Origin of the sequence: Modestobacter sp. VKM Ac-2979, from assembly GCF_026967995.1 — a bacterium.
Classification (GTDB): Bacteria; Actinomycetota; Actinomycetes; order Mycobacteriales; family Geodermatophilaceae; genus Modestobacter.
Genome location: NZ_JAPVBO010000001.1, coordinates 85,634 through 102,780, shown reverse-complemented (window position 1 = coordinate 102,780; position 17,147 = coordinate 85,634). Strand labels below are relative to the sequence as shown.

The 17,147-nt window shown below is 74.7% G+C and carries 16 protein-coding genes; 10 read left to right on the top strand and 6 right to left on the bottom strand.

All coding sequences use genetic code 11. The features are described from left to right. Positions 1-25: 25 nt before the first annotated feature. A complete protein-coding gene (locus O2W15_RS00485) occupies positions 26-2,104 on the bottom strand; it encodes a prolyl oligopeptidase family serine peptidase (protein WP_269177958.1) in 2,079 nt (692 codons plus the stop codon). 133 nt (positions 2,105-2,237) lie between these two features. Between O2W15_RS00485 and O2W15_RS00480 the strand changes: the two genes are divergently transcribed. Beyond that, positions 2,238-2,849, top strand: a complete 612-nt coding sequence (locus O2W15_RS00480; protein ID WP_331253852.1) for an HNH endonuclease — start codon at positions 2,238-2,240, stop codon at positions 2,847-2,849. After that, positions 2,846-3,703 (top strand): SCO6745 family protein, encoded by an 858-nt coding sequence (locus tag O2W15_RS00475; RefSeq protein ID WP_269177957.1) that lies wholly within the window; start codon positions 2,846-2,848, stop codon positions 3,701-3,703. Before O2W15_RS00480 ends, O2W15_RS00475 begins: the two co-directional genes overlap by 4 nt. A gap of 10 nt (positions 3,704-3,713) precedes the next feature. Here the strand turns inward: O2W15_RS00475 and kynU are convergent, their stop codons facing one another. Next, positions 3,714-4,979, bottom strand: a complete 1,266-nt coding sequence (kynU, locus tag O2W15_RS00470) for a kynureninase (protein WP_269177956.1) — start codon at positions 4,977-4,979, stop codon at positions 3,714-3,716. A gap of 36 nt (positions 4,980-5,015) precedes the next feature. Between kynU and O2W15_RS00465 the strand changes: the two genes are divergently transcribed. The 3 genes from O2W15_RS00465 (at position 5,016) to O2W15_RS00455 (ending at position 7,371) form a co-directional block, all read left to right on the top strand. Then, positions 5,016-6,452, top strand: coding sequence for an amidase (locus O2W15_RS00465; protein WP_269177955.1), 1,437 nt, complete (start codon positions 5,016-5,018; stop codon positions 6,450-6,452). 45 nt (positions 6,453-6,497) lie between these two features. Then, on the top strand, positions 6,498-6,830 hold the full coding sequence (ctaJ, locus tag O2W15_RS00460) for an aa3-type cytochrome oxidase subunit CtaJ (protein ID WP_269177954.1): 333 nt from the start codon (positions 6,498-6,500) through the stop codon (positions 6,828-6,830). A 70-nt stretch (positions 6,831-6,900) separates the two neighbouring features. After that, positions 6,901-7,371, top strand: a complete 471-nt coding sequence (locus tag O2W15_RS00455; RefSeq protein ID WP_269177953.1) for a DUF5130 family protein — start codon at positions 6,901-6,903, stop codon at positions 7,369-7,371. An 80-nt stretch (positions 7,372-7,451) separates the two neighbouring features. On the opposite strand, the gene pepN is transcribed toward O2W15_RS00455, so the two are convergent. After that, positions 7,452-10,007, bottom strand: a complete 2,556-nt coding sequence (pepN, locus tag O2W15_RS00450) for an aminopeptidase N (RefSeq protein WP_269177952.1) — start codon at positions 10,005-10,007, stop codon at positions 7,452-7,454. Between the two features lie 156 nt (positions 10,008-10,163). On the opposite strand from pepN, the gene O2W15_RS00445 reads away from it, so the two are divergent. The 3 genes from O2W15_RS00445 (at position 10,164) to O2W15_RS00435 (ending at position 12,669) form a co-directional block, all read left to right on the top strand. Further along, positions 10,164-10,829, top strand: coding sequence for a mycothiol-dependent nitroreductase Rv2466c family protein (locus tag O2W15_RS00445; RefSeq protein WP_269161905.1), 666 nt, complete (start codon positions 10,164-10,166; stop codon positions 10,827-10,829). 252 nt (positions 10,830-11,081) lie between these two features. Next, on the top strand, positions 11,082-11,669 hold the full coding sequence (locus O2W15_RS00440; protein ID WP_269177951.1) for a hypothetical protein: 588 nt from the start codon (positions 11,082-11,084) through the stop codon (positions 11,667-11,669). Positions 11,670-11,901: 232 nt separating this feature from the next. Further along, the gene (locus O2W15_RS00435) at positions 11,902-12,669 is read left to right on the top strand and encodes an SDR family oxidoreductase (protein ID WP_269161907.1); all 768 of its coding nucleotides are present in this window, start codon (positions 11,902-11,904) and stop codon (positions 12,667-12,669) included. Between the two features lie 6 nt (positions 12,670-12,675). Here the strand turns inward: O2W15_RS00435 and O2W15_RS00430 are convergent, their stop codons facing one another. Genes O2W15_RS00430 through O2W15_RS00420 form a run of 3 tightly spaced genes read right to left on the bottom strand, consistent with a single transcriptional unit; the run spans position 12,676 to position 16,001 of the window. Beyond that, complete coding sequence (locus tag O2W15_RS00430; protein ID WP_442928862.1) at positions 12,676-14,517, bottom strand: SpoIIE family protein phosphatase; 1,842 nt, start codon at positions 14,515-14,517, stop codon at positions 12,676-12,678. A 54-nt stretch (positions 14,518-14,571) separates the two neighbouring features. Continuing rightward, a complete protein-coding gene (locus tag O2W15_RS00425) occupies positions 14,572-15,327 on the bottom strand; it encodes an MBL fold metallo-hydrolase (protein ID WP_269177949.1) in 756 nt (251 codons plus the stop codon). Beyond that, positions 15,324-16,001, bottom strand: coding sequence for a DUF429 domain-containing protein (locus O2W15_RS00420; protein ID WP_269177948.1), 678 nt, complete (start codon positions 15,999-16,001; stop codon positions 15,324-15,326). The genes O2W15_RS00425 and O2W15_RS00420 overlap by 4 nt, the downstream gene beginning before the upstream one ends. A 38-nt stretch (positions 16,002-16,039) precedes the next feature. On the opposite strand from O2W15_RS00420, the gene O2W15_RS00415 reads away from it, so the two are divergent. Then, the gene (locus tag O2W15_RS00415; RefSeq protein ID WP_269161910.1) at positions 16,040-16,525 is read left to right on the top strand and encodes a ribose-5-phosphate isomerase; all 486 of its coding nucleotides are present in this window, start codon (positions 16,040-16,042) and stop codon (positions 16,523-16,525) included. 10 nt (positions 16,526-16,535) lie between these two features. Next, positions 16,536-17,126 carry a hypothetical protein gene (locus O2W15_RS00410; RefSeq protein WP_269177947.1) on the top strand — a complete coding sequence of 197 codons (591 nt, stop codon included), beginning with the start codon at positions 16,536-16,538 and terminating at the stop codon, positions 17,124-17,126. The last annotated feature ends 21 nt before the right edge of the window (positions 17,127-17,147 follow it).

Genomic DNA, 17,147 nt, shown 5'->3' with positions numbered 1-17,147 from the left:
CCTCCGGCTGGTGCCCGCCCCGCCCTCAGGCCGGGGCGGGCGCCAGCCCGGTGTACTCGGCCAGGAAGGCCAGCTGGTCGGCGGCCAGACCCACCGTGCGGCTGACCGCCCGGGCGCCGTGCCCCACCGACAGCTCCCGGCGCAGCACGATCGGCGCCTCCGCCGTCGTCGCGTGCTGCAGGGCCGCGGCGAGCTTGCGGGCGTGCAGCGGGTCGACCCGGGTGTCGGACTCGAAGGTCGTGAACAGCACCGCCGGGTAGTCGGTGCCCTCGACCACCCGGTGGTACGGCGAGTACCCCAGCAACCAGCTCAGCTCGGCCGGGTCGGCGGCGGTGCCGTACTCGTCGTTCCAGGTGCGGCCCAGCCCGAACAGCTCGTACCGCACCATGTCCAGCAACGGCGCGCTGCAGACGACGGCGGACACCAGGTCGGGGTGCTGGGTGGTCATGGCGCCGACCAGCAGCCCGCCGTTCGAGCCACCCATCACGGCCAGCTGGGCCGGCGTCGTCCAGCCCTCGGCGATCAGGTGACCCGCGGCCGCGGCGAAGTCGTCGAACACGTTCTGCTTGCGCTCCCGCATCCCGGCCCGGTGCCACTCCTCCCCGTGCTCCGAGCCGCCGCGCAGGTTCGCCACCACCCACACCCCGCCGGCGGCCACCCAAGCCAGGGCCTGCGCGGTGTAGGCGGGGGTGAGCGAGACGTTGAACCCGCCGTAGCCGTAGAGCACGGCGGGGCGCGGGGTGTCGGGGGTGCCGGTGCCGGAGAGCACGAACAGGTGCACCGGCGTCCCGTCCGGTGAGGTCGCGTGGGCCTCGACCACCCGCACGTCGGGCACCGCGCCGGCCACCGGGGCCTGCTCGTGGCTGGTGAGCGCGGCCGGGTCGGCGGAGTCCCAGCGCAGTACCGACGGGGGCGTGGCGTAGTCGGTGAAGCCGACCCAGGCGGTCGTGCCGCCCTCCGGGGGTGCGCTGACGCCGGCGACGCTGCCCGGGCGGAGGGCGGTCACCTCGGCCACGCGGCCGGAGCCGTCGGCGGCCCACAGCGAGAGCCGGTCGGTGGCGTCGACCGCGTGCACGGCGAGCACCCGCAGGTCGCCGTCCGGGCCGTCGACCAGGGCGACGTCGCCGAGCACGCCGTCGTCGGACTGCGGGACCACCTCGTGCCAGGCCGCCGGCGCCCAGCTGGCCGGGTCGGCCGGGTCGGCCACCACCAGCCGGCTGCGGGGCGCGTCCCGGTCGGTGTGCAGCCACAGCCGGCCGTCGCGGGCCACCCAGGCCGAGGTCTGCGCGTCCACGCCGACCTGCAGCTCGCGGAGGACGCCGTCCCCGGCCAGGTCGGCCAGCCAGACGTCGTCGCGCGGGGCGGTGCCGACCGAGGCGGAGACGACCAGCCAGCGGCCGTCGGCGCTGGTGCGGGCGCCGAAGTAGGTCGAGGGGTCACTGCCCTCGCCGTGCACCAGGACGTCGTCGGCGGGGTCGCTGCCCACCCGGTGGCGCCACACCCGGCGGTGGAACTGCTCCTCACCGGCCGGGACGAGCTCGGGGGCCAGCCGGCGCACGTAGAACAGCTCCTGACCGCCGGGCAGCCAGCCGACGGGGGAGTAGCGGCAGCGGTCGATCGGGCCCTCGACCAGCTCGCCGGTGGCGACGTCCAGGACGAACAGCTGCGACTCCTCGTCGCCGCCGACCGAGACCTGGTAGGCGAGCCGGTCGCCCTCCCACGAGGGGGACCAGGCGTCCAGCGTCGTGGTGCCGGCCGGGTCCAGCGCCGTCGGGTCGACCAGCACCCGCACGCTGCCGTCGGGCTCGGTGACCCGCAGCACGGCGTGCTCCTGGCCGGGGTCACGCCGGGTGGAGAACGCCCGGCCGTTGCGCCACACCGGGATGCCGACCGCACCGGCGTGCACCAGTTCGGCCAGCCGGTCGGCGAACGCCGGACGGCCGGGGAGGCCGGTGAGGAGGCCGGCGGCCAGCTCGTCCTGTGCGGCGGCCCAGGCCACGGTGCGTGGGTCCTCGGCGTCCTCCAGCCAGCGGTAGGGGTCGGCGACCGGGTGACCGTGCAGGTCGTCGACCAGGTCCAGGCGGGGGGCGTCGGGGTAGCGCACGCGCCGACCGTAGCCGCGGCCACCGACAGTCGTCGGGTCGGTCGATGGCCGAGACCGCCGTCGCCAGTGCAGGATGGCAGGTGCCCGTGGGCTGTCGAAGCCGTCGGTGGCCGGGGGCACTCGGAGGTGTCCCGTGTCGATCACCGCACTCGGGTCGTCGTCCGGGCCGGGTCCCGCCGGCTCCCGACGCGACGTCCTCGCCCGTCCGCACGCGCCTGCCTCGGCGGCGTGCACGACCGGTGCGACGCTCCTGCTCAACGCCACCTACGAGCCGTTGTGCGTGGTCTCCAGCCGCCGCGCGATCGTGCTCGTCCTGGCCGCCAAGGCCGAGGCCGTCGACGTCACCGACGACGAGGTGCACGCCGAGCGGGTCACCGTCGCCGTGCCCGTCGTCGTGCGGCTGACCCGCTACGTGCGGGTGCCCTACCCGGTCTCGGTGCCGCTGTCCCGCCGGGCGGTGTTCACCCGGGACGGGCAGACCTGCGTGTACTGCGGGGGCTCGGCCACCAGCATCGACCACGTCGTGCCGCGCAGCCGCGGTGGCACACACACCTGGGACAACGTCGTCGCGGCCTGCCGGCGGTGCAACCACACCAAGGCCGACCGGTCGCTGGCCGAGATGGGCTGGTCGCTGCCGCACCCGCCCGGCGCCCCCAGCGGTGCCGCCTGGCGGCTGCTCGGGCACCGCACGGTCGACCCGCGCTGGCGGGAGTGGCTCGGCATGCCCGACTCGGTGAGCGCGTGACGATCGCCCCTGCCCGGCGTCTCTGGGCACTCGGCGAGCCGTTCCACGCGCTGACCTACTTCGCCGACGAGTCGCGCACCGCCTACGTCGAGGCCGGGCTGCGCGGCTTCTGGGCCGGGTACTTCGCCGGCCGCGCCGCGCCCCTCGGGCCGGTCGGAACGGCGCTGGTCACGGCGACGTTCGGTTCGTTCGCCCCGGACTTCGTCGCCCGGCGGGTGCCCGAGGTCTGGACGACGACGCCCCCGGCCGACGCCCTGACCGCCCGGCTGGCCGGGGTGGACGCCGCGGCCCGCCGGGCGCTGCCCGACTGGCTCGGCTCACCCGAGGCGCAGGAGGCCGCGACGCTGGCCCGCCGGGCCGCGGAGGCCGTCGACGTCCTCGCCCGCCCGCTGGCGGCGGCGAACGCGGACGTGCCCTGGCCGGTCGAGCCGCACCTCGTGCTGTGGCAGGCGCTGACCACGCTGCGCGAGCACCGGGGCGACGGCCACCTGGCCGTCCTGCTGCAGCAGGACCTGCTCGGCCAGCCCGCACTGGTGCTGACCGCGGCGGCCGGGACGACGTCGGCCGACTGGCTGCAGAAGGCCCGCGGCTGGTCGCCCGGGCAGTGGGCGGCCTGCGCCGAGGAGCTCACCGGGCGCGGCCTGCTGGCCGACGGTGGGCTCACCGCCGACGGGGTGGCGCTGCGCGCGGCGGTCGAGGCCGACACCGACCGGCTGGCGCAGGGCCCGTGGACGGCGCTCGGCCAGGCCGGCTGCGATCGGCTGGCCGAGCTGCTCGAGCCGGTGCGCCGGGCGGTCGTGGCGGCGGGGGAGTGGCCGGCGCACAACCCGATCGGCGTCCCCGACCTCGAGTGAACGCTCTCCGTCAGGTGACCCGGGCGCGCTCCACCGGGTAGCCCTCGTGCACCCGGTCCGTCAGCACGGTGCGCAGCCGGTCCATCGCGTCCCAGACGTCGACGAACCGGGTGTAGAGCGGCGCCGGGCCCAGCCGGAGCCGGTCGGGCGTGCGGAAGTCCGGTACGACGCCGCGGTCGATCAGCGCCTGCGTGAGCTGCCACGCCTGCGGGTGCCCGAGGCTGACGTGCGCCCCGCGCCGGGCGGCCTCCCGCGGTGAGGCGACGGCGACCCCGTGCCCGGCGAGCCACTCGTCGGCCAGTGCGATCACCAGCTCGGTCAGGGCCTGGCCCTTGGCCGCCAGCCGCTCGATGCCTGCCTCGGCGGACAGCCGGGCGCCGACCTCCACCGCCGCCATGGCCAGCACCGGGGGAGTGCCGACGGCGAACCGGTCCACGCCGTCGGCCGGGTCGTACGCCGTCCCCATCGCGAACTGGTCGCGCTGGCCGAACCACCCCCAGATCGGCTGGCGCAGCTGCTCCTGCAACTCACGGCGCACGTAGAGGAAGGCCGGGGCCCCGGGGCCGGCGTTGAGGTACTTGTAGGTGCAGCCCACCGCCAGGTCGGCGCCGGCCGCCGTGAGGTCGGCGGGCACGGCACCGGCGGCGTGGCTGAGGTCCCACACGACCAGCGCCCCCGCCTCGCGGGCCAGCCGGGTCACCTCGGCGATGTCGACCAGCGCACCCGACCGGTAGGCCACCTGCGAGAGGACGACGACGGCGACCCGCTCGTCCAGTGCCCCGGCCAGCACGTCCAGGTCCAGGCCGGTGTCGATGTGCGCCTCGACCTCACGCACCGTCATCCCGCGCGCCTGGGCCACCCCGGCCACGATGTACCGGTCGGTGGGGAAGTCGTCGGCGCAGCAGACCAGCACGTCCCGGCCCGGGCGGGCGTCGGCCCCGGCGACCAGGAGCTTGTAGAGGTCGACGCTGGTCGTGTCGCCGACCAGCACCTCGCCGGGCTGTGCCCCCAGCACGCCCTCGGCGAGGACGTCACCGATCCGGCCGGACTGCTGCACCCAGTCGCGCCAGGAGCCGACCAGCCCCTGTCCCCACTCCTGCTCGACGGCCCGGGCCACCGCGGCGGGGGTCTCCCGGGGCAGCCGGCCGAGGGAGTTGCCGTCCAGGTAGAGCAGCCGGTCGGGGCCGTCGTCGTCGGTGCCGGTGAACCGCGCCCGGAACCCGGCCAGCGGGTCAGTGGCGTCGGCGGCTTCGGCGGCGGCGCGGGAGAGGTCCACGAGGAGATCCTGCCCGTCGCGGCTAGCGTCCGGGTGGTGACCTCCTCGCCCGGCACACGACTGCACGACCTCACCGCGCTCGAGCAGGCAGCCGCGGTCCGCGCCAAGGAGGTGAGCCCCACCGAGCTGGTCGAACACTCCCTCGCGCGCATCGAGGCGCTGGACCCCGCCATCGGGGCCTTCCTGACCGTCACCCCCGACCGGGCGCGCGCCGCAGCGGCGGCGGCCGACCGTGCGGTGCTGGACGGCGGGGACCTGCCGCCGCTGCACGGGGTCCCGACCGCGATCAAGGACCTGGCCAACACCGCGGGGGTGCGCACCACCTTCGGCTCGGCCGTGCTGGTCGACTTCGTGCCGGCCGTCGACGACGCCGTGGTCACTGCGCTGGCCGCCGCGGGCACGATCAGCCTGGGCAAGACCAACACCCCCGAGTTCGGCTTCCCCTGCTACACCGACAACGACCTCGTCGGACCGGCCCGCTGCCCGTGGGACCCCTCGCTGCTGGCCGGTGGTTCCAGCGGTGGTGCGGCTGCTGCGGTGGCCGCCGGGCTGCTGCCCTTCGCCCACGGCTCCGACGGCGGTGGCTCGATCCGCATCCCGGCCGGGATCAACGGGCTGTTCGGCATCAAGCCCAGCCGCGGCCGTGTGAGCAACGCCCCGCTGGGCAGCGAGACCACCGGCCTGGGCGTGCAGGGGCCGCTGGCGCGCACCGTGCGGGACGCCGCCGCGATGCTCGACGCGATGGCCGGGCCGGTGCCCGGGGACCCGTTCTGGGCTCCGCCGCCGCCGGCCGGGGAGACGTTCCTCGGCTACGCCGACCGCCCGCCGGGCCGGCTGCGGATCGGCCGCTACCTGGACTCCGGCATGCCCGGCGCCGACCTGGACCCGGAGGTGCGGGCGGCGTTCGAGGACGCCTCCACGCTGCTGTCCGAGCTGGGCCATGAGGTCGAGGACCTGCCGGCCGCTCCGCTCACGCCGGAGGTGTTCCCGGCCTTCGAGGTGGTCTGGGCGCTGTCCGGCACGACGCTGCCCGTGCCGCCGTCCCAGCTGGACCGGCTGCGGCCGCTGACCCGCTTCCTCCGGGACCGCGGACTGGCGCTCAGCGCGAGGGACGCGATGCAGGCGATGTTCACGCTGCGGGTCTTCGCCCGCCGGTTCGTCCAGGCGACCAGCCGCTACGACGTGCTGCTGGCCCCGATCTGCACGCTGCCACCGCGACCGGTCGGCTGGTTCGACGGGGACGGCGACGGTGCGGCGGACTTCGAGCGGCAGAAGCGCTACGCGGCCTTCCCGGCGGTCTACAACGTCACCGGTCAGCCGGCGGTCAGCGTGCCGCTGTGGTGGACGGCGGGCGGGCTGCCCATCGGGACCATGCTGGTGGGCCGCCCGGCCGACGAGGCGACGCTGATCTCGCTGTCCGCGCAACTGGAGGAGGCGCGGCCGTGGGGGCACCGACACCCCGCGATGTGGTGACCGTCCTGCCGGGCCGGTGATCGGGCGTCCCGGTAGATTGCGGCCATGCCCGTGCTCGAGACCGTGCTCATCTACGGCGTCATCCCGCTGGTGATCGTGCTGCTGTTCGCTGCGGTGACGCTGTTCCCCGGCCGCAGCAAGGACCGCACCAAGTACCGCCCCGGGCAGTCCTGGGACTACGCACCGCTCTGGTACGAGCCGCACCCCGACGTCCCCGGCGTGGTCGGTGGCCACGCCGAGGACGCACCCGGGGCCGGGCACGCCGCTCCGCGACTGGGCGCCACCTCCGCTGCGCTGGCCATCGGTCAGCGCCCGCACGTGGCCGACCCCGACACTGTCCGGCGCACCGCCGCCGGCGGCGCCCGCGGGACCTGGTGACCCGCCGGTGAGCACCGCGTCGTCCCACGTCCCGTCGCAGTCCGCGTCGCAGTCCGGAGGCACCCCCCAGATGACCCAGCAGCTCAACCGGCAGCCCGCCGCCGACCAGCACGGTCCCAGCGCGACGCAGGAGACCGGGAACAGCTCCGTGATGGAGCCCGGCTCGGGGCCGTTCAGCTACCGCGACCTCGCCCGGCTCGACGAGGCGCTGACCATGTCCTCCCGGGAGACCGGGCTGCGGTTCACCCTCTACGTGGGCGAGCTGGGCTCCGACACCCGGGCCACGGCGGAGGACCTGCACTCCCGCTCCGGCGGGGACACCTCCAACAGCGTCCTGGTCGCCCTCTCGCCGGGGCAGCGGGTGCTGGAGATCGTCACGGGCACCGCGGCCGCCCGCCGGCTGCCCGACCGGGCGTGTGCCCTCGCCGTGCTGTCGATGACCAGCCGGCTGGGCGCCGGCGACCTGGTCGGGGCGATCATCAACGGCCTCCGGCAACTGTCCGACGCCGCCGGTCACCCCGCGCGCCGCAAGGCCGACTGAAGAAGGACCACGGCCCCGCAGCGGGCTGAACGCCAGCGGCCCAGGACTCGTCGAGTCCTGGGCCGCTGGCGTTCAGCGGGTCATCCCTGGCCGGCTGCGGCGTCCCGCTTGCGGGCCCACAGGGCCCGGGCGATGCCGTCCCGGCCCTCGCTCACCAGCCGGCGCAGCGGCGCGGGGGCGTCCTGATCGGTCAGCCAGGCGTCGGCCGCGACGAGCGTCCGCTCCTCGACGACCTTGGGGAACAGGTACTCCACGGCGTTCTTGGCGATCTCGCCCGGACGCCGCTGCCACAGCCCGCGGATGTCGGCGAAGTACCGGTCCACGTAGGAGGCGGTGAGCTCCTGCTGGGCCGGGTGCCAGAAGCCGGCCACCATCGCCTCGTGCACGGCGTTGGCGATCGACTCGTCGGTGAACGCCCGCTCCCAGGTCTCCGCCTTCGACTCCGGCGTCGGCCGCAGCGCCCGGGCGGTCGCAGCCCGCCGGGCACCGGTGGCGGTGGCGTCCCGCTCGGCCTCCGCGTCGATCTCCGGATCGCCGGCGGCCCCCACGGCGACCAGGCCGTGCAGGAACGCCCAGCGGGCGTCGGTGTCGACGGTGAGGCCCTCGACGGCCAGGGAGCCGTCGAGCAGCCCCCGCAGCGCCGCCACGTGCTCGTCCCCGCGGGCCGCGGCCGCCAGGGTGCGCGACCACTGCAGCTGGGCGTCGCTGCCGGGCGCCGCGCTGTGCAGGGCGGCCAGTGCCTTGTCGGCCAGCATCGTCCAGCCGGTCGGTGCCCAGGCCGGGTCGGCGTAGGAGGCCAGTGCCGACTGCACCCGGGCGAGCAGCGACTGGACGACGCTGATCTCGGTCTCCGCGTCGACGCCGGCGAGCACGAGCTGGACCCAGTCACGGGCCGCCAGCTCACCGTCGCGGGTCATGTCCCAGGCCGCCGACCAGCACAGCGCCCGGGGCAGCGAGTCGGGGATCGTGCCGATCTGGCTGCGCAGCGTGGCCAGTGACCGCTCGTCGAGGCGCAGCTTGGCGTAGGTGAGGTCGTCGTCGTTGACCAGCACCAGGTCCGCGGCGGGGTGGCCGACCAGCTCGGCCACCTCGGTACGCGCCCCGTCGACGTCCAGCTCCACGCGGTGCGACCGGGCCAGCCCGTCGGGGCCGGAGCTGTAGAGGCCGACCGCCAGCCGGTGCCGACGCAGCACGGGGTGCTCGGGGACGGCGGTCTGCTCGATCGCGAACGAGGCGTACCGGCCGTCGGCGTCGAGCTCGTACACCGGGCGCAGGGTGTTGACCTGGCTGGTCTGCAGCCACTGCGCCGACCAGTCCGACAGGTCGCGACCCGACGCCTCGGAGAGCTCGCTGAGCAGGTCGTCGAGGGTGGTGTTGCCGTACTCGTGCTTGCGGAAGTACCGGCGCACCCCGGCGAGGAAGTCGTCCTGACCGACGTAGGCCACCAGCTGCTTGAGCACCGAGGCGCCCTTGGCGTAGGTGATCCCGTCGAAGTTCACCTCCACCGCGGCCACGTCGACCATGTCGGCCGCGATCGGGTGGGTGGAGGGCAGCTGGTCCTGCGCGTAGGCCCAGGACTTCTCGGTGTTGGCGAACGTCGTCCACGCGGTCGTGTACTCGGTGGCCTCGGCCTGGCACAGCGTGGAGATGTAGGTCGCGAAGGACTCGTTGAGCCACAGGTCGTCCCACCAGCGCATGGTCACCAGGTCGCCGAACCACATGTGCGCCAGCTCGTGCAGGATCGTCTCGGCGCGTCGCTCGTAGCGTGCCCGGCTGGTCTTGGACCGGAAGACGTAGTCCTCCAGGAACGTCACGCAGCCGGCGTTCTCCATCGCCCCGGCGTTGAACTCGGGGACGAAGAGCTGGTCGTACTTGTCGAACGGGTACGGGTAGTCGAAGACCCGGTGGTAGAAGTCGAACCCGGCCTTGGTGACCGCGAAGATCTCGTCGGGGTCGAGGTGCTGGGCCAGCGACGCCCGGCAGTAGATGCCCAGCGGGATGCCGTCGTGCAGGTCGGTGACCCGGGCGTACGGGCCGGCGACCAGGGCCACCAGGTAGGTGGAGATGCGCTTGGTCGGGGTGAAGTGCACCAGCTGCGAACCGGCCTCGCCGGCCTCGATCGTGCGGTCACCGGTGTTGCTGACGACCTGCCAGTCGAACGGCGCCGTGACGTGCACGGTGAACGTCGCCTTGAGGTCGGGCTGGTCGAAGCAGGCGAACATCCGCTTCGCCTCGGCCGGCTCGAAGTGCGTGTAGAGGTAGACCTGCTCGTCCTCCGGGTCGACGAACCGGTGCAGGCCCTCGCCGGTGCGGGAGTACCGGCAGTCGGCGTCGACGACCAGCTCGTTGGTGGCAGCCAGCCCGGGCAGGGCCAGACCACCCTCCTCGGTGTAGCCGCTGACGTCGAGCTCGACGCCGTTGAGCGTCGCCGAGCGCACCCGGTCGGCCACCAGGTCGACGAAGGTGTCGGCGCCGGGGGAGCGGGCCTCGAAGTGGATGGTGGTGACCGAGCGGAACGTCTCCTCGCCGGGATGGCCCTGGCCGTCGGTCACGTCCAGGAAGAGGTCGTAGCTGGAGACGGCCAGCAGCGCGGCGCGGGCCGCGGCGTCGTCACGAGTCAGGTTGGGAACTGCCACGCCCCGGAGCCTCCCATGCGGGGCCGACGGTCTCCTCTCCGTGTGGTCCCGAGGAGAGCGGGGAACAAGCCGGGGACGGCCCGACTTGGTCGGCCCAGACGACCGGGTCTCGTTCGACCGACCGCCCGGAGCACCGACGACAGACTGAGGAGCACCATGACCGAGGCAGTGCAGAGCTCTCCCGTGAAGGCCCGCGTCGACTTCTGGTTCGACCCGCTGTGCCCGTGGGCGTGGCTCACCAGCCGGTGGGTGCTGGAGGCGGCGAAGGTCCGTGACATCGACCTCCACTGGCACGTGATGTCGCTGTCGGTGCTCAACCGCGGCCGCGACCTGCCGCCGGACTACCAGGAGATGATGGCCAAGGCGATCGGCCCGGTGCGGGTCGCGGTCGCCGCCGCCCAGCAGCACGGCGACGCCGTGCTGGGCGACCTGTACACCGCGATGGGCACGCTGCGGCACCACGACGGGGTCGAGATCGAGGAGATCATCGCCCCGGCGCTGGAGCGCGTGGGCCTGCCCGCCGAGCTGGCCGAGGCCGCCGGCTCGACCGAGTACGACGAGGCGCTGGAGAAGAGCCACCACGAGGGGATGGACCCGGTCGGCGACGACGTCGGCACCCCCGTCATGCACATCGACGGCGTGGCCTTCTTCGGTCCGGTGATCAGCAAGGTGCCGACCGGTGAGGAGGCCGGCAAGGCCTTCGACGGCGCCGTCCTGCTGGCCAACCTGCCCGACTTCTGGGAGCTCAAGCGCACCCGCCTGTCCGGGCCGGACATGTCCTCGGTGCCCGCCGACGCCCTGGAGCTGACCGGCACCCGCTGACGGGCCGGCACCCGCGGCGCGAAGGTGCCGTGAGCTGGACCGCAGCGGGTGGCAGCTGCCCCACCCGCGCCTGGACGGCCGCCTCCCCCGACGGGGAGGCGGCCGTCGTCGTCCATGCAGACCGTCCCGTCCCACCCGCGACACCTCGACGGCGTGTCCGGGCCTGCGCTGCCGACCAGGGGTGGACCCGCCTCTAGACATGCCGCAGCCAGACCGGGCCGACCGGTCCGCCGAACAGTGACGGAGACCCTCATGCCCCGCCTGTCCACGCGCCGCGTCGCCGCCGTCACCATGGCCGGCCTGACCACCTGCGCAGCCACCCTGGTCGTTGCGCCGGCGGCCCTGGCTGCGCCGGTGCCGCTGCCGGCACCCGTGCTGTCGGCGACGACCGTCGTCCCGGGACAGCCGTTCACGTTGACCTTCACCGGGTGCCTCCCCGACAGCGCGGACGGGTCGCCCACCGGCGTCTATTACTCGAACACCGACGAGTACGCCTACTTCGGCAACGGGGGCGAGGCGCTCCCTGACGGCAGCGTCACCTTCGACGAGTGGTTCCAGCCGGGGACCCCGTTGGGGGAGTACACGATCCAGGGCGTCTGCGACCGGTACACCTCCAGCCAGGCCTACCCGCCGGTCACCGTGACGCTGGCCGCGACCGCACCGGCCCCGCCGTCCGAGCCCACCACCCCGGAACCGGGAGAGGACGAGGACAAGGGCGAGAAGAAGGACAAGGGCGAGAAGAAGGTCAAGGGCGAGAAGAAGGTCAAGGGCGAGAAGAAGGTCAAGGGCGAGAAGAAGGTCAAGGGCGCGAAGAAGGGCGAGGCCACGGGCGAGGAGTGAGGGGGAGGAGCCGCAGGGGAACGTGCGGGTCGGCGGCCATCCGGTCGCCGGTCGACGGCCGGTCCCCTCGGCTCCTGAGCACGCCCGTCGCGGCGGAGCGCCGACCGGAACCGCGCCACGACCGAGGTCCTCGGCTGGAGGCCGCTCCCCCTTCCGGGGAGCGGTCTTCGCCGTTCGCGTACCGAGCCGGCCGGGGCATCGCCTGCGCAGCGCGCTGCGGCAGGATGGCCCGATGGCACCCCCTGTCCGGCAGCGCATCTTCATCACCGGCGCGAGCGCCGGCCTCGGTCAGGGCATGGCCCGGGAGTTCGCCGCCCGAGGCCGTGACCTGGTGCTGGTGGCCCGGCGGCTGGACCGCCTGGCCGAGCTCCGCGACGAGCTGCTGACCTCGCACCCCGGCATCCGGGTCGTGATCGGAGAGCTGGACGTCGACGACCCCGAGGCCGTCGCGGCGACCGTGCCCCGGCTGGCCGGGGAGCTCGGCGGCATCGACCGGTTCATCGCCAACGCGGGCCTCGGCAAGGGCGCCCCGGTGGGCACGGGCAAGGCGCGGCCGAACCGGCAGGTGCTGGTCACCAACGTGCTGGGCACGCACGCCTGCTGCGAGGCCGCCGTCGAGCTGTTCCGCGCCCAGGGGAGCGGGCACCTGGTGGTCATCTCCTCGGTCGCCGGGGTGCGCGGCATGGGTGGCACCCGGACCGCGTACGCCACCTCCAAGGCCGCGGACGCCGTGCTCGCCGAGGGCATCCGCGCCGACCTGCTGGGGAGCCGGCGCACCCGCGCGATCCGGGTCAGCACCATCCACCCGGGCTTCATCGAGACCGACATCAACACCGGTCGTCGCGGTCCGTTCACCGTCGACCTGCAGACCGGCGTCACCGCACTGACCGCGGCCATCGAGCGGGAGCCGGTGCGCGCCTACGTCCCCGAGTGGCCGTGGCGCCCGATCGCCGGCCTGCTGCGCGTGCTGCCGCTGCCGGTCGTCCGCAAGCTCGCCTGAGAGCCGTCAGGCTCCCGGCGCTGCGGGGATGACGTCCGGGACGTGGCCCGGTCCGGCCACCGCCGGGCGGGGCCGGTCCTGCCGGTGCAGGCGCACCGCCACCAGCGCGACGTCGTCCTCAGGACGGCCGTGCACCAGTCGCTCGAGGACGGCGTCGCACAGCGACCCCAACGGCAGGTGGGCGAGGTCGGCCAGCGCCTCCCGCAGCCGGTCCAGGCCCACGTCCAGCCCGATGGGGCCCTCGGGCCCACGTTGCTCGATCAGCCCGTCGGTGTAGAGGAACACCGTCGTGTCGCGGTCGAGCTCCGTCACGTGCTCGACGCGCCTCGTGGCCGAGTCCACGCCCAGCAGCAGGTCGGCCCGCCGGCTGTCCAGGGTGGTCACCCGGCCCTCGACGTCCAGCAGCAGCGGGGGCGGGTGCCCGGCGCTGGACCAGCGCATCCGGGTGACGCCGCGCTCGCGTTCCTCGTCGGTCTGCTCGAAGCGGGCGATGGCGGCGGTGGCGATCGTGCCGACGGCCAGCACGTCCATCGCGCGGTCCAGTCCGGAGAGCACCTCGGCCGGTCCCGCGTCGCTGTAGACGGCGATGCCCCGCAGCAGGCTGCGCAACTGGCCCATCGCGGCCGCCGCCTCGATGTCGTGCCCGGCCACGTCGCCGATCACGACCATCGTGGTGCCCCCGGGCTGGATGAACGCGTCGTACCAGTCCCCACCCACCCGGGCGGCCTGCACGGCGGGCAGGTACCGGACCACGACCTCGCTGTGGTCGGGCTGCGGTGGTTCGGTGAGCAGGCTGCGTTGCAGGTGCTCGGCGACCTGGCGCTGCTGGGTGAACAGGCGCGCGTTGTCCAGGGCCGTGCCGGCCCGGGCCGCGACATCGGTGACGGCGCGCAGCTCCCGGGGGGTCCACGGGGTGGAGCCGACGTCCCGGAAGAGGCTGAGCAGACCCACGGTGCGGCCACCGGCCAGCAGCGGGACGGCGGCGACGCCGCCGGGCCGCAGGGCGGCCAGCAGCTGCTGCGCCTGCGGGGTGACCACCAGCGCCGCGGCGAACGAGTCGACCTGGTCGGCCCGGCCGTCGCCGAGGAGCACCGGCCGCCCGCTGCGGATCGCCCGGCGTGCCGGCGAGTCCGCGGCCAGGGCGCCGGTCCGGGACTCGGCGTAGACCTCGGCGGCGTGCTGCATCTCAGGGCGCCGGTGCACCACGGCGAGGTCGGCCAGGGCGCCGCTGGCCGCGTCGTACGTGCTGACGATGACCCAGTCGGCGAGCCGGGGGACGACCAGCCGGGCCAGCCGGCGGACGCCCTCGCCGACGTCGAGGGTGGTGCTCAGTGCGGCCGACGTCTCGGTGAGCAGGTCCAGCAGCTCCACCGCCGGGGCGTCGTCGGCTGTCGCCGGGGAAGGCGTGGGTGCCCCGGCGCGGCGTCGCTCGGCGGTGATGTCGTGGAACTCGACGTCCATGCCGTCGGCGCCCGGGCGCACCGACATCCGGTACCAGCGGTCGTGCGGTGGGTAGTACTGCTCGAAGTCCACCGGCTCCCGGGTGTCCATCGTGTGCCGGTAGGCCCGCTCCACGTCGGTGCCCAGGGTCAGCGGGTGGATCTCCCACTGCGTGCGGCCGAGGAGGTCCTCGCGCCGTTCCTGCAGCAGCGTCTCGGCGGCTCGGTTGACGTACACCCAGCGGAAGTCGCGGTCCATGCAGACCAGCGGGATCGCGACCGACTCCGCCCAGGCGCCGGCGCGGCGCGCGTCAGGGAGAGGGTGGGCACGGGGCCGGTCCTGCACGGGGTTCCTCCGGCTCGGCGGGGAGAGCCCGCCGCTGCTCGGATCAGGCACCACAGCTCCCATCACACACCACGGACCGGGACGACGGACCTCGGCCCCTCGCGTTCGTGGGGTGCGTCAGGCTCGGGTACGGGCGGTCGCCCGGGTGGCATCGTCGAAGGGCGGGTGTGCAGCGGGGTCGGTCAGCCAGGTCGCCAGCTGGGCCAGCTCATCGCGCTGGGCGGCCACGAAGGCCGCGTCCACCACCCCGCCGTGCCCGGGGACGACCGGCCCGCGCACCAACTCGAGCAGCGCCGTGACCGTCTGCGCCCACTCCAGCGGGTAGGCGTCCTCCATCGCCGGTGGCGACCCGTCCTCGACCAGGTCCCCGGCGAAGAGGACGTCGTCCACGGTGACCACCAGGTCCGCGCCGGTGTGCCCGCGCCCGAGGTGCCGCAGCGTCACGGTGCGGCCACCCACGTCCAGCCGGGCGAGGTCGTCGACCAGGTGGTCGGGCGGGTCGATCGGTACGGTGGCGACCAGTTCGGCGGCGGGGTCGCCGTCCTCCCGGAGACCGGTGACCACCGAGGCGCGCTGCTGCTCACCGGTCGCCTCGAGCTCCTCGGCGCAGCGGCGGTGCCCCCAGACGGCGGCCGGCCGGAACGCCGCGTTGCCGAAGCAGTGGTCGTAGTGCGCATGGGTGTTGACGACGGTCCAGGGGTGCGGGGTGACGGTCCGGACCGCCTCGGCCAGGGCCCGGCCCTCCCCGAGGTGGGAGCGGGTGTCGATGACCAGGCAGCCGCCGTCGCCGACGACCAGCCCGCAGTTGAGGTCGAGCTCGCGGTGCCGGCGGACGAACACCCGGTCGCCGATCTCCCGCCAGCCGGCGGTCACCAGCAGATCCGCAGCGGCCGGCCGCGGGAGTCCGTCGTCCCGTCGCCCACCCGCTCGGCGGTGCCGGCGGCCAGCCGCTGGGCCGACCAGGCAGCGGCGCAGGCGTCCAGCGCATCGACGAGCGGGACGCCGGCCGGTGCCCCGGCCAGTGCCTCCTCCACGTCCATGACGGCGCGCAGGGCCTGCAGTCGCTGCACCGTGCCGCGGGCGGTGCCCTTGCGGTCGGTGACCCCGCCGAGCCCGAGCCGGAACGCCAGCTCGGGGTGCACCTCGACCACCCGGTCGGTCGGGGGCTGACCGAGGACGTCGTCCAGGGCGCGGATGGAGCGGACGAGCATGAACGCCTGGGCCGACGGCGCACGCGGTGGATCGGTGGCCGCGCGGGAGATGGCCCGGGCCTCGGCGTAGTCGTCGGTGGCCAGCACCGCCCGCACCGGGGTGGGGAAGACCGAGCTGGCCGCGCCGGTGGGGCGCAGGAGCCCTGCGGCCGCGACGTCGCAGGCCCGGACGCCGTCCTCCGACAGCCCGATCGGCATGTCGATGGCGACCACCTCGACGTCCGGCACCGCCAGCACCGCCGCCGCGTCGTCCAGCGCCCGCAGCTCCACCGTGCGCCCGTCGAGCAGCGCACCGACCCACTTCCCGCGCCAGCCGTCCACTCCGAGCACCGCCACCGGGCCAGCCTGCCAGGAGTCGGTGAGAAGATCGGCACATGCGCGTCTTCCTCGGCACGGACCACGCCGGCCTCGAACTGAAGTCCCACCTGATGCAGGTGCTCGCCGACGAGGGCTTCGAGCCGGTCGACTGCGGGGCCTTCGACTACGACCCGCAGGACGACTACCCGCCGTTCTGCTTCGAGGTGGGGGAGCGGGTCGTCACCGAGCCGGGCAGTCTCGGCATCGTCATCGGCGGCTCGGGCAACGGCGAGCAGATCGCCGCGAACAAGGTGCCCGGGGTGCGCGCGGCGCTGATCTGGAACGAGAGCACCGCCCAGCTGGCCCGCCAGCACAACGACGCCAACGTCGCCGCCGTGGGCAACCGCCAGCACAGCGTCGAGGAGGCGACCGCGCTGGTGCTGACCTATCTGCGTGAGCCGTTCAGCGGCGAGGAGCGGCACTCCCGCCGAATCGGTCTGCTCACCGAGTACGAGCAGAACCGGCAGCGTCCGGCAGGCGGGCTGCCCACCCGCAACCCGTGAGCCGGACCCGGTGACCGGGGACGACCTGCGCGCCGCGGTCGCCGCGGTCCAGCAGGTGTTCGCCCGGGTGCCCGACGGTGCGGCGGCGGTGCCGACACTGGGCACCGACGTCGTCGGCGTCGCCGCGCACATCACCTCCTGCCTGACCTGGTACGCCCAGGACCTGGTCGCCGGGCCGGTGGAGGTGAGCGCCTTCGACGTGGTCCGCCGGCCCGACGCCGATCTCGCCGAGACCTGCCTGCAGTTGGGTGCGGCGACCGAGGTGCTGGCCCGGGTGGTCGACGCGGCCGGCCCGGCCGAGCGGGGCGCGCACGACTGGGGTCTGGCCGACGCCTCGGGCTTCGCCGGGATGGGCTGCGCGGAGCTGCTGCTGCACACCGGTGACGTCGCGGCGGACCGTGAGCTGGACTGGACCCCGCCGTCCCGGCTGGCCGAGGCGACCCGGGCACGGCTCTTCCCGTGGGCGCCGGCCGACGCCGATCCGTGGGCGGCGCTGCTGTGGGCCACCGGCCGTGGCGAGCTGCCCGGCCGGGAGCCGGTCACCTCCTGGCGCTGGCACTGCGCCCCACTGTCGGAGTGGGACGGCACCCAGCCCGCCTGAGGACGACCCCTACTGGCGAGT